10 protein-coding genes are annotated in these 12,930 nt (G+C 45.3%); 8 read left to right on the top strand and 2 right to left on the bottom strand.

From position 1 onward, the window contains the following. Nucleotides 1–62 precede the first annotated feature (62 nt). Nucleotides 63–1,709: a phosphoglucomutase (alpha-D-glucose-1,6-bisphosphate-dependent) gene (pgm, locus tag AB4407_RS05625; RefSeq protein WP_372119441.1), complete on the top strand. Its 1,647-nt coding sequence runs from the start codon at nt 63–65 to the stop codon at nt 1,707–1,709. 130 nt (nt 1,710–1,839) lie between these two features. Here pgm and AB4407_RS05620 read toward each other — a convergent pair whose 3' ends face one another. Beyond that, nucleotides 1,840–2,598 (bottom strand): DUF1853 family protein, encoded by a 759-nt coding sequence (locus AB4407_RS05620; RefSeq protein ID WP_372119496.1) that lies wholly within the window; start codon nt 2,596–2,598, stop codon nt 1,840–1,842. A 150-nt stretch (nt 2,599–2,748) separates the two neighbouring features. On the opposite strand from AB4407_RS05620, the gene AB4407_RS05615 reads away from it, so the two are divergent. Continuing rightward, the gene (locus AB4407_RS05615) at nt 2,749–3,507 is read left to right on the top strand and encodes a Nif3-like dinuclear metal center hexameric protein (RefSeq protein WP_372119439.1); all 759 of its coding nucleotides are present in this window, start codon (nt 2,749–2,751) and stop codon (nt 3,505–3,507) included. Between the two features lie 218 nt (nt 3,508–3,725). Here AB4407_RS05615 and AB4407_RS05610 read toward each other — a convergent pair whose 3' ends face one another. Further along, nucleotides 3,726–5,015, bottom strand: a complete 1,290-nt coding sequence (locus AB4407_RS05610) for a citrate synthase (RefSeq protein WP_004734217.1) — start codon at nt 5,013–5,015, stop codon at nt 3,726–3,728. Between the two features lie 414 nt (nt 5,016–5,429). On the opposite strand from AB4407_RS05610, the gene sdhC reads away from it, so the two are divergent. The 6 genes from sdhC (at nt 5,430) to odhB (ending at nt 12,803) form a co-directional block, all read left to right on the top strand. Further along, on the top strand, nt 5,430–5,822 hold the full coding sequence (gene sdhC / locus AB4407_RS05605; protein WP_012604532.1) for a succinate dehydrogenase cytochrome b556 subunit: 393 nt from the start codon (nt 5,430–5,432) through the stop codon (nt 5,820–5,822). Continuing rightward, nucleotides 5,816–6,163, top strand: a complete 348-nt coding sequence (gene sdhD, locus AB4407_RS05600; protein ID WP_004734215.1) for a succinate dehydrogenase, hydrophobic membrane anchor protein — start codon at nt 5,816–5,818, stop codon at nt 6,161–6,163. The genes sdhC and sdhD overlap by 7 nt, the downstream gene beginning before the upstream one ends. Further along, a complete protein-coding gene (sdhA, locus tag AB4407_RS05595) occupies nt 6,164–7,930 on the top strand; it encodes a succinate dehydrogenase flavoprotein subunit (protein ID WP_372119437.1) in 1,767 nt (588 codons plus the stop codon). Between the two features lie 12 nt (nt 7,931–7,942). Further along, a complete protein-coding gene (locus tag AB4407_RS05590; RefSeq protein WP_009847320.1) occupies nt 7,943–8,656 on the top strand; it encodes a succinate dehydrogenase iron-sulfur subunit in 714 nt (237 codons plus the stop codon). A gap of 97 nt (nt 8,657–8,753) precedes the next feature. Then, nucleotides 8,754–11,573 carry a 2-oxoglutarate dehydrogenase E1 component gene (gene sucA / locus AB4407_RS05585; protein WP_372119435.1) on the top strand — a complete coding sequence of 940 codons (2,820 nt, stop codon included), beginning with the start codon at nt 8,754–8,756 and terminating at the stop codon, nt 11,571–11,573. A 21-nt stretch (nt 11,574–11,594) separates the two neighbouring features. Beyond that, complete coding sequence (odhB, locus tag AB4407_RS05580; protein WP_372119433.1) at nt 11,595–12,803, top strand: 2-oxoglutarate dehydrogenase complex dihydrolipoyllysine-residue succinyltransferase; 1,209 nt, start codon at nt 11,595–11,597, stop codon at nt 12,801–12,803. Nucleotides 12,804–12,930 lie beyond the last annotated feature (127 nt).

Raw genomic sequence — 12,930 nt, 5'->3', positions numbered from 1 at the left:
CCATGGCTAAGAAGATATTATGAGGTTTTTTTGTTTTTAAATTTTATATAAGGATGTCGATAATGGCTATGCACCCTCGTGCCGGGCAGAAAGCTCAGCAGGAAGATCTTCATAATATCCCGGCTTTAGTTGCAAACTATTTCTTACAGCAACCGGATGCTACTAACCCAGATCATAAAGTACTGTTCGGTACTTCAGGTCACCGCGGTACAGCTGACAAATCAACATTTAATGAAAACCACATTCTAGCGATCGCACAAGCGGTTGCTGAGGTTCGTGCCGATCAAGGTACTACTGGCCCACTTTTCTTAGGCAAAGATACTCACGCTCTATCTGAGCCTGCTTTTTCTACGGTTATTGAAGTGCTAGTTGCAAACGGCGTTGAAGTTATCGTTCAAGAAAACAATGGCTTTACTCCAACTCCAGGTATCTCGCACGCGATTCTTACGCACAATCTAGTGAATGATAAAAAAGCTGACGGCATTGTTATCACGCCTTCACATAACCCACCTCAAGACGGGGGCATTAAATACAACCCGACACACGGTGGCCCTGCTGAAGCTGAACTTACTCAAGCGATTGAAGATCGTGCGAACGTGATCATTGCTGAGCAAATGCAAGGCGTTAAGCGTACTCCTATCGCACAGGCTAAACAGTCTGAGCTAGTGAAAGAAGTTGATTTAGTTGCACCATACGTTGCTGACTTGGTTAATGTGGTTGATATGCAAGCGATCCAGAAAGCAAACATCAAGATTGGTGTTGATCCATTGGGTGGCAGCGGTATTGATTACTGGCGTCAAATTGGCAAAGCGTACAACCTAGACCTTACTCTTGTAAGTGAAGCGGTTGATCCTTCGTTCCAGTTTATGTCTCTAGACAAAGACGGTGTAGTTCGTATGGATTGCTCTTCTCCATACGCGATGGCAGGTTTATTGGCGCTTAAAGATGACTATCAACTAGCGTTTGGTAACGACCCAGACTACGATCGCCACGGCATTGTTACGCCAAAAGGCTTGATGAATCCAAACCACTTCCTAGCGGTGTGTATTGACTACTTATACCGTAACCGTGAAGGGTGGGGTAAAGACGTTGCTGTTGGCAAAACATTGGTATCAAGTGCATTGATTGACCGTGTTGTTGCTGACTTAGGTCGTGAACTTTGTGAAGTGCCAGTTGGCTTTAAATGGTTCGTTGATGGCTTATACAACGGTCAGTTTGGTTTCGGTGGCGAAGAGAGTGCGGGTGCATCTTTCTTACGTAAAGACGGAACGCCTTGGTCAACAGATAAAGATGGCCTAATTCTTTGCCTACTTGCGGCTGAGATCACAGCGGTAACCGGTAAGAACCCACAAGAATACTACGAAGAGCTTGCCGCTAAACACGGTGAATCTAAATACAACCGTATTCAAGCTGTAGCTAACGGCGCACAAAAAGATGTGCTTAAGAAGCTATCTCCAGAGATGGTTTCAGCTGAGACGCTTGCTGGTGATGCAATTACTGCACGCTTAACGCACGCTCCTGGTAATGGTGCTGCGATTGGCGGCCTAAAAGTGACGACTGAAAACGGTTGGTTTGCTGCTCGTCCATCAGGAACTGAAGACATCTATAAGATCTACTGTGAAAGCTTTAAAGGGGAAGAGCACTTAAAAGCAATCGAAGCAGAAGCGCAAGAGATTGTTAATCAAGTATTTGCAGCCGCTGGCCTATAATCGAATCTCGATTACTAGAGTCTCAAGGTAAATAGTGAAAGGGTTGATGTGAAAGCATCAGCCCTTTTTTATCAGTTTGTGGGTAAAGCGGCCAAGGCTAAGTAGTTTAATCGCTAAGCAACTGAATAGATTATCCGTGTGGCCAACTTTGTGGCATCACAAACCAAAACTGCCCTGATTTAGTTTGTCCATGAACGAAGCGATCACCAAACTCGGTGATAGGCTCGCAGGTGAAATCATCAGTGCCCGCTGCCCATTGCTCTTTGGTGAGAGGGTAGAGCACTTCGGTAATTAAATGAGCTTGGTTTTGATAGCACCAAAAACCGTTTACTTGGCTTGAATTAATGTCATAGCCCAAACATTCAGTAGGTACTTTTTGATCTAAGAAGGGGTTGGTATATAGGCGACCCTGCATGAGGAGGTGCTTTGAGTCGACATCAACCTTTGGATACTGTTCAATAAAGGCGGCTGAAGATGACATACCAAGTTGGTGGCTTAGCATCCTATCGAGCTTCTTATCCAATTGATCATGAGAGTTTGGCCCAAACCATGTTTGTTCATGGAGCAGATAAAACTTAATCGCCACTTCCCAATGTTGCAGCTTTTGGGTGCTCTCTTCTTCAAGAATAAAGTCGATAGCACCTAGCGTTCTACCATCCACATTAATCTGAATCTCATCGTGCTTAATCGAATAATCAGGTGAAGCTTCGACAACTTGTTCACATAGATGTTGGTAGAGGAAACCTAATCTAGGGTTTCCATTATAAGTATGTGATGAGTCGATGGCATGGTGGCTAGAGAATGCACTGAGATCCGAAATCGGTGGCTTGATTTCTAGTAATGGCGGTGAGTCGATGACCCATTGGTAAAAACGTTGCAGTGCTGTCATCTGTTCCTCATAAACTTCAATCATCTGCTTTTCATCAACAGATCCGTTTTTCATAAACGTAGCTCTATATAAACATGGCCCTGGGGCTTTCGACATTCTACCCGTAAATTGATATAACGACGTTATTATAAAGGTAAGCTGGAAATAAAAATGAATAACTTACAATTAGAAAAGCTTCTTAACGAAAAACTGCAGCCACAGCAGATTAAAGATTACTGCCCGAATGGTTTGCAGGTTGAAGGTGCGCCAGAAGTAAAGCGTATCGTTACTGGTGTGACAGCTTCTCAAGCCTTGATTGATAAAGCGGTAGAACTGAACGCAGACGCTTTATTAGTGCATCATGGCTTCTTCTGGAAAGGTGAATCAGAAGCAATTCGTGGCATGAAGGGTAAGCGCATTCGTACCCTGATTAAAAATGACATCAACCTTTTGGGTTACCATTTACCACTTGATATCCACCCTGAGCTTGGTAACAACGCCAAGCTTGCTGAGTTGCTTGATATTGAAGTAGAAGGTGGCTTGGAAGGGCACCCACAATCGGTTGCGATGTTCGGCAAGTTGAGTGCGCCAATGACAGGTGCAGAGTTCGCAGAAAAGGTTGGCCAAGCTTTGAATCGCAAGCCATTACACATTGCCCCGGAAAACCAAGACAAAATGATTACGACTGTCGGTTGGTGCACCGGTGGTGGTCAAGATTACATTGAGTTAGCGGCTTCTCAAGGTATTGATGCATTTATCTCTGGTGAAATTTCAGAGCGCACTACTTACTCAGCACGTGAGCAAGATATCCATTACTTTGCGGCAGGCCACCACGCGACTGAGCGCTACGGTGTAAAAGCGTTAGGTGAATGGTTAGCGAAAGAACATGGCTTGGATGTTGAGTTTATTGATATCGATAATCCGGTTTAAGAACAGATGCGAGATGAGGGGTACGAGTCGAGTGTATGCGTCATTCCCTAGAATTGAGCTGGTAACCTGTAGAGTTTATCTGCTCGCTTAAAGAGATCCCTAACTCGCTCGTCCCTTACATTTGAGGATGACAGAGTTGAGAGCATATAAAAGAAAAGGGTTGATGTTAATACATCAACCCTTTCTGATTTTAATCGATTAGAAAAGTCTAAACCTTACTATTCGCGCTCGTGTAGAGCTTGGAAATCACGCTGTTCTTCACCAGTGTACAACTGACGAGGACGACCGATACGGTTCGTCGGGTCGCTGTGCATTTCGTTCCAGTGTGCAATCCAACCGATAGTACGAGACATCGCGAAGATTACTGTGAACATTGATACTGGAATGCCGATCGCTTTCAGAATGATACCAGAGTAGAAATCTACGTTCGGGTATAGCTTCTTCGATACAAAGTACTCATCAGAAAGAGCGATGCGCTCAAGTTCCATTGCTACGTCAAGTAGTGGGTCTTGAATGTTCAGTTCTTTAAGTACTTCGTGGCACGCTTCGCGCATTACCGTTGCACGTGGATCGTAGTTCTTGTAAACACGGTGACCGAAGCCCATTAAACGGAATGGATCATCTTTGTCTTTTGCTTTTGCGACGTACTCTTCAATGTTGTCTACGCTACCGATCTCTTCAAGCATCATTAGACAAGCTTCGTTAGCACCGCCGTGAGCCGGACCCCACAAAGAAGCGATACCAGCAGCAATACAAGCAAATGGGTTTGCGCCCGAAGAGCCAGCTAAACGAACTGTTGACGTTGAAGCATTTTGTTCGTGATCTGCGTGTAACGTAAAGATTTTGTCCATAGCGCGAGCAACAACAGGGTTCACTTCATATTCTTCACATGGATTCGCATACATCATGTGCAGGAAGTTTTCTGCGTAGCCTAGGTCATTGCGTGGGTAGATAAACGGTTGACCGATAGAATATTTGTAACACATTGCAGCCAGTGTTGGCATTTTTGAAATTAGGCGGTATGCCGCAATTTCACGGTGTGTGTCGTTATTAACATCTAATGAATCATGATAGAACGCAGCAAGCGCACCTACCACACCACACATAACAGCCATTGGGTGAGCATCACGGCGGAAACCGTGGAAGAAACTAGCAATTTGCTCATGAACCATGGTGTGACGCGTGACAGTCGTCTTGAACTCTTCGTATTGAGCTCGAGAAGGAGCTTCGCCGTATAAAAGAATGTAACAAACTTCTAAGTAATCAGCGTTATTGGCCAGTTGATCAATTGGATAACCACGGTGTAGAAGGATACCTTTTCCACCGTCAATATAAGTGATTTGCGATTCACAAGATGCAGTGGCAAGAAAACCAGGATCAAAAGTGAAAAAACCATTAGAACCCAGTGTACGAACGTCGATGACTGGAGTACCAAGTACACCTTCTGTAATCGGCAATTCGATCGGCGCTTGACCTTCAATATGAAGGGTAGCTTTCTTATCCGCCATAACAATCTCCTTTGTTATTATTAATCCGTCCAGGATGTTTATGTGCCATTTTTTTACTGGTCTTACGTCAGAAAGTCAATTTTTCTGCAGCTTTGTGTGCACTTGTTAGTGTTTTTTACATTAAATTCGTTAAAAGTCTGTGCTGTGTAGCATTATTTGTTGCATCAATTGTATTAGAATGTTGCCAGCCGTATAGTGGCGCTGAAAAGTTTGGTTAAAACCTTATAAATGCAAGGCTAAGAAGAAATGTGAGGTGTCTTCGGAAACCTAGTTATTAACAATTACTTTACAATTATCTAAGGCTCAACCTATGTTATTTGTTAAGTTAATGTTAAATTTTGAGGGTTTGCAATCAAATTTTGTCCATAACAATACATAAGGTTATTTAATGACCATCATGCTCAATGGAGCTGAGTGAGCGAGCCCGTGAAAGAAAGAAAGACAAGACCTGTTAATTTAGATTTACAGACCATCCACTTTCCTATCACAGCAATAGCTTCCATCCTACACCGTGTGTCTGGGGTGATTACTTTTGTTGCGATCGGAATTCTGCTTTGGTTACTATCCATTTCCCTCTCTTCCCCTGTAGGCTTTATGGAAGCTAGCGACATTGTCGACGGTTTCTTCGTGAAGTTTATTCTGTGGGGCATTTTAACCGCTTTGGCTTACCACATTGCTGGTGGTATTCGTCACCTTCTTATGGACCTTGGTCACTTTGAAGAGCTGGAATCTGGCGCTAAGAGCGCTAAGGTTGCATTCGCAGCAACAGCGGTATTGTCTCTACTAGCGGGGATCTTAGTATGGTAAACAACGTTTCTACTTTTGGTCGTAATGGTGTGCATGATTATCTATTGATTCGTGCAACAGCCATTATTATGACGCTTTACACTATCTACCTAGTGAGCTTCTGTGCTTTCTCAGGTGATATTTCTTACGCATCTTGGACGCAATTCTTTGGTGGTACCTTCACTAAAGTCTTCACCATGTTAGCGCTTACTTCAATTTTGGTTCACGCGTGGATCGGCTTGTGGCAAGTACTAACTGACTACATCAAATGTGCAAAATTGCGCGTTGGTCTTCAAGTCGGTGTTGTTGCGGTTCTTCTAGGATATTTCTTCTCTGGTCTGTTTATTTTGTGGGGTGCGTAAGTGACTATTCCTGTTCGTGAGTTTGATGCCGTAGTTATCGGAGCTGGTGGTGCTGGTATGCGTGCCGCACTGCAAATTTCAGAGCAAGGCCTATCTTGTGCATTGCTTTCTAAAGTTTTCCCAACTCGTTCTCATACTGTATCTGCGCAAGGTGGTATCACCGTTGCTCTTGGTAATGCGCATGAAGATCACTGGGAACAACACATGTACGATACGGTAAAAGGTTCCGATTACATCGGCGACCAAGATGCTATCGAATACATGTGTAAAAATGGCCCTGAATCAGTTATTGAACTTGAAAAGATGGGCTTACCATTTTCTCGTTTTGATAACGGCACTATCTACCAACGTCCTTTTGGTGGCCAATCGAAAAACTTTGGTGGTGAGCAAGCGGCTCGTACCGCAGCTGCGGCCGACCGCACTGGTCACGCACTGCTGCACACGCTTTACCAGCAAAACATCAAGCATAAAACTACTGTGTTCTCTGAGTGGTATGCACTGGATCTTGTTAAAAACGAAGATGGTGCAATCTTAGGTACTACCGCGCTTTGTATGGAGACGGGTGAGGTTTGCTACTTCAAAGCGAAGGCAACAATCCTTGCTACTGGTGGTGCTGGTCGTATTTACGCATCAACAACCAATGCTCACATTAACACTGGTGACGGTGTTGGCATGGCGATTCGTGCTGGCGTTCCAATGCAAGACATCGAAATGTGGCAGTTCCACCCAACGGGTATCGCTGGCGCAGGTGTTTTGGTAACAGAAGGTTGTCGTGGTGAAGGTGGTTACCTTCTCAATAAAGACGGCGAGCGCTTCATGGAACGTTATGCTCCGAATGCTAAAGATTTAGCAGGTCGTGATGTTGTAGCTCGTTCGATGATGGTTGAGATTCGTGAAGGTCGTGGTTGTGATGGTCCATGGGGTCCACACATCAAGCTGAAACTTGATCACCTAGGTAAAGAGACGCTTGAATCTCGTCTACCGGGTGTATGTGAGCTTTCTCGTACCTTCGCTCACGTTGATCCTGTTAAAGAACCAATTCCTGTAATCCCAACGTGTCACTACATGATGGGTGGTGTTCCAACGCAAGTTTCTGGTCAAGCTATTAAGCAAACCGAAGATGGCAACGATGTTGAAATTCAAGGTCTGTTTGCTTGTGGTGAAATCGCATCAGTATCAGTGCACGGTGCAAACCGTCTAGGTGGTAACTCACTACTTGATTTGGTGGTATTTGGTCGTGCGACAGGTTTACACCTAGGTGAGACTTTGAACAAGCAAGCTGAAGCAAAACCTGCAACTGAAGCCGACATTGAACGTTCACTAGAGCGCTACAATCGTTGGGAAAACAGTACCGACGGTGAAGATCCTGCGGTAATTCGTAAAGATCTTCAGCAATGTATGCAGAACAACTTCTCAGTATTCCGTGAAGGCAAAGCAATGGCTGAAGGCCTAGAAGATCTTAAAGCGATTCGCGAGCGTCTGAAGAATGCACACCTTTCAGACAAGTCGACAGAGTTCAACACGCAACGTATTGAGTGTTTAGAGCTTGAAAACTTGATGGAAACAGCATTCGCAACCGCGGTTGCAGCAAACTTCCGTACAGAGAGTCGTGGAGCGCATGCTCGTTTCGACTTCCCAGATCGTGATGATGAGCAATGGCTATGCCATTCACTGTACAACCCTGAATCAGAAAGTATGACTAAGCGTGGCGTGAACATGGAACCTATCCATCGTGAAGCATTCCCGCCGAAAGCACGTACGTACTAAGGAGATATGACCATGAAACTGAATTTCTCTTTATACCGTTACAACCCAGATGTGGACCAGAAGCCTTACATGAAAGAGTACACCCTAGAGGTGGAAGAAGGTTCTGACATGATGCTTTTGGACGCGCTTATTCTTTTGAAAGAGCAAGATCCAACGATTTCATTCCGTCGCTCATGCCGTGAAGGTGTATGTGGTTCTGATGGTTTGAACATGAATGGTAAAAACGGATTGGCGTGTATCACGCCACTGTCTGCACTTTCTGGCCAAGATAAGATCGTAATCCGCCCACTTCCAGGTTTGCCTGTTGTGCGTGATTTAATCGTAGACATGACTCAGTTCTACGATAACTACGAAAAAGTTAAGCCGTTCTTAGTGTCTGATGGCAATGTGCCACCGGCTCGTGAAAACCTACAAAGCCCTGATGAGCGTGCTCATTTAGATGGTTTGTATGAATGTATTATGTGTGCATGTTGTACGACTTCATGCCCATCATTCTGGTGGAATCCAGATAAGTTCATCGGACCAGCTGGCCTACTTGCAGCATACCGTTGGCTAATAGATAGCCGAGATACGGCGACAGACGAACGTCTGTCCGATCTTGATGATGCATTTAGCGTTTTTCGTTGCCATGGCATCATGAATTGTGTAAGTGTTTGTCCTAAGGGATTAAATCCGACGAAAGCGATTGGTCACATTAAGACCATGCTCGTGAATCGTTCGGTTTAAGTTATATAAAAATTGCCGCCCTAGAAGTTTTGGGGCGGCCTTTTAATAGCTCGGCATAGACCGCAGCAAACGTGAAAACTACTGGTTAAGGGAAAATATGCACAACGGCGTGATGAAGGCATGGCTCGAGTCTTCACACTTGGCTGGCGCCAATGCAACGTACGTAGAAGAACTCTATGAACTGTATCTAAGTGACCCAGATTCGGTAAGTGACGAATGGAGAAATGTTTTTGAAGAACTGCCTGTGCAAGCTTCAGAGACAGTGGAACAACCACACTCTCGTGTTCGTGAATACTTCCGTCGACTCGCTCAAGAAACAAAGCATTACAGTGTCCAAGTTAGTGATCCAGATGTCGATGCGAAACAAGTAAAGGTTCTGCAACTTATTAATGCCTATCGATTCCGAGGGCATCAAGCAGCAAATCTAGACCCCCTAGGTTTATGGAAAAGAGCGACAGTTGATGAACTGGACCCTTCTTTTCACACTCTTACCGAAGATGACCTCAATGAGACGTTTAACGTCGGCTCTTACGCGATTGGCCAAGAGACGATGGTGCTTAAAGATCTCTACAAATCTCTAAAGCAGACTTATTGTGGCTCTATTGGTGCAGAATACATGCACATGACAAATACAGAGCAAAAGCGTTGGATTCAACAACGTTTAGAGTCTGTATCTGGTCAACCCTCTTTCAATAAAGAAGAAAAGCAAGCTTTCCTAGAAGAGCTAACTGCGGCTGAAGGTCTTGAGCGCTATCTTGGTGCGAAATTCCCAGGCGCAAAACGCTTCTCCTTGGAAGGTGGTGATGCGCTTATCCCAATGACGAAAGAAATTATTCGTCATGCTGGCGGACAAGGCATGCGTGAAGTTGTTGTTGGTATGGCTCACCGTGGTCGTCTAAACATGCTGGTCAATGTGCTTGGTAAAAAGCCACAAGACCTGTTTGACGAATTTGCGGGCAAGCACAGCGATGATTCATGGGGTACTGGTGATGTGAAATACCACCAAGGTTTTTCTGCGGATTTCGCAACCCCAGGCGGCAACGTTCACTTAGCACTTGCATTTAACCCATCTCACTTAGAAATCGTAAACCCGGTAGTTATCGGTTCAGTACGTGCTCGACAAGATCGTCTAGACGATAAAGACGGCAGCCGTGTACTTCCAATTACTATCCATGGTGATTCAGCTATCGCTGGTCAGGGTGTAGTGCAAGAGACGTTTAACATGTCTCAAGCGCGTGGTTTCTGCGTCGGTGGTACGGTTCGTATCGTTGTAAACAACCAAGTTGGTTTTACAACGTCTAACCCTCGCGATACACGTTCTACGATGTACTGTACAGATATCGCGAAGATGGTTCAGGCTCCAATTTTCCACGTTAATTCTGATGATCCAGAAGCGGTTGCGTTCGTAGCGCGTCTTGCATTGGATTACCGTAATACCTTTAAGCGTGATGTTGTTATTGATTTGGTTTGTTACCGTCGCCACGGTCACAACGAAGCCGATGAGCCGAATGCAACACAGCCTTTGATGTACCAAAAAATCAAGAAGCATCCAACACCACGTAAGCTTTACGCTGACGTGCTAATGGAGCGTGGTGAGTTTGGTATTGATACAGCAACTCAGCTAGTTAACGAATATCGTGATGCACTTGATCACGGTGAAGTTGTGGTTAAAGAGTGGCGCCCAATGGCACTTCACTCTGTGGACTGGTCGCCTTATCTAGGTCACGACTGGAACATCGAGTGGGACAATAAGATTGATATCGAGCGCCTGAAAGAGCTTGGTACTAAACTTTGCCAATACCCAGACAGCCACAAGTTGCAAAGCCGAGTCAATAAACTGTACAACGATCGAACTGCCATGGTAAATGGTGAGAAACAAGTCGATTGGGGTATGGCTGAAACTCTGGCTTACGCAACACTGGTTGATGACGGTAAGCGTATTCGTATCTCTGGCCAAGATTCTGGTCGTGGTACGTTCTTCCACCGTCACTCAGTACTGCACAACCAATCAGATGCAAGCACGTATGTTCCTCTAGCGAACATTCATGATAAACAAGGGCCATTCCAAGTGTTTGACTCGGTATTGTCTGAAGAAGCGGTACTGGCATTTGAGTATGGTTACGCAACAGCAGAGCCAAGCGGTCTAACCCTTTGGGAAGCACAATTTGGTGACTTCGCAAACGGTGCACAAGTTGTTATCGACCAATTTATTTCGTCAGGTGAGCAAAAGTGGGCACGTCTATGTGGTCTAACTATGCTGCTTCCTCACGGTTATGAAGGTCAAGGCCCAGAGCACTCTTCTGCACGTCTTGAGCGTTACCTTCAGTTATGTGCTGAACAAAACATGCAGGTTGTTGTTCCTTCAACACCGGCTCAGGTTTACCACATGATTCGTCGTCAGGTTGTTCGACCAATGCGTCGTCCTCTGATTGTAATGTCACCTAAGTCATTGCTTCGTCACCCTCTGTGTACTTCTTCTCTGGAAGATTTGGCTGAAGGTACGTTCCAACCAGCTATCGCAGAAATTGATGATCTGGCTCCTGAGAACGTAAAACGCGTCGTGTTCTGTTCAGGTAAGGTTTACTTTGACCTACTTGACCAAAGACGTAAGAACGAGCAAGACGATGTCGCTATTGTACGTATTGAGCAACTTTACCCGTTCCCTTACGAGGACGTGAGAGCTGCAATTGCACAGTACACAAATGTAGTCGATTACGTTTGGTGTCAAGAAGAACCACAAAACCAAGGTGCTTGGTACAGTAGCCAACATAATTTCCGAGCTGCTATCCCAGTGGGTGCTGATATTCAATACGCAGGTCGCCCTGCATCAGCATCACCAGCTGTTGGCTATATGTCGGTACACTTGAAACAACAAAAAGCGTTAGTTGACGACGCTTTGACCCTACTTAAGAACTAGAAGTAAAAGGAAAATACGCACATGACAATTGAAATTCTGGTTCCAGATTTACCTGAATCTGTGGCTGATGCAACAGTTGCTACTTGGCACAAAAAACCGGGCGAAGCGGTTGCACGTGATGAAGTCATTGTAGATATCGAAACAGATAAAGTAGTTCTAGAAGTACCAGCTCCTGAAGCGGGTGTTCTGGAAGCTATCATCGAAGAAGAAGGTGCTACGGTACTTTCTAAACAGCTTCTGGCTAAAATCAAGCCGGGTGCTGTCGCTGGTGAACCAACGAAAGACACGACTGAAGATACAGAAGCTTCTCCTGATAAGCGCCACAAAGCGGCTCTTACAGAAGAGAGCAACGAAGCACTAAGCCCAGCTGTTCGTCGCTTGCTTGCAGAGCACAACCTACAACCAGCTGACGTTAAAGGCACTGGTGTTGGTGGCCGTATTACTCGTGAAGACATCGACGCACATCTAGCAGCAGCGAAAGCGGCTCCGGCAGCAGCATCTGCACCAGCAGTTGAAGCGCCAGCAGCAGCTCGTAGCCAGAAACGCGTACCTATGACTCGCCTACGTAAGACAGTTGCAAACCGTCTTCTAGAAGCGAAGAACAGCACAGCAATGCTGACTACTTTCAACGAAGTGAACATGAAGCCAATCATGGACCTTCGTAAGCAGTACAAAGACCAATTCGAGAAGCGTCACGACACGCGTCTGGGCTTCATGTCTTTCTATGTGAAAGCAGTAACAGAAGCGCTAAAACGTTTCCCAGAAGTGAACGCTTCTATTGATGGTACAGATATCGTTTACCACAACTACTTCGACATCAGCATGGCAGTATCAACGCCACGTGGTCTAGTCACTCCAGTACTGAAAGACTGTGACACACTAGGTTTCGCTGATATCGAAAAAGGCATCAAAGAGCTAGCAATCAAAGGCCGTGACGGCAAGCTAACTGTTGACGAGCTGATGGGCGGTAACTTCACTATCACAAACGGTGGTGTATTTGGTTCTCTAATGTCTACGCCAATCATCAACCCGCCTCAAGCGGCAATCCTGGGTATGCACAAAATCCAAGATCGTCCAATGGCTGTTGATGGCAAGGTAGAGATTCTACCAATGATGTACCTAGCGCTTTCTTACGACCACCGTCTAATCGATGGCCGTGAATCAGTTGGTTTCCTAGTGACCATCAAAGAGCTTCTAGAAGATCCTGCACGTCTGCTATTAGACGTTTAGTATCGCTAAAACGTCTAGTTAGCCCAGTTAGCTAGACGTAAAAAGTTTCAAAGGCTAGGCTGCTCAACGTCTGGCCTTCAATTGAACTGTAAAGCCATTAGAAAATGGACAGCAGTTGATTTGAGAA

This window comes from Vibrio sp. 10N.261.46.E11, assembly GCF_041472735.1.
In the GTDB taxonomy this organism is placed as follows: domain Bacteria; phylum Pseudomonadota; class Gammaproteobacteria; order Enterobacterales; family Vibrionaceae; genus Vibrio.
The sequence above is the reverse complement of the archived record's forward strand: the minus strand, read 5'-3'. Positions and strand labels throughout refer to the sequence as shown.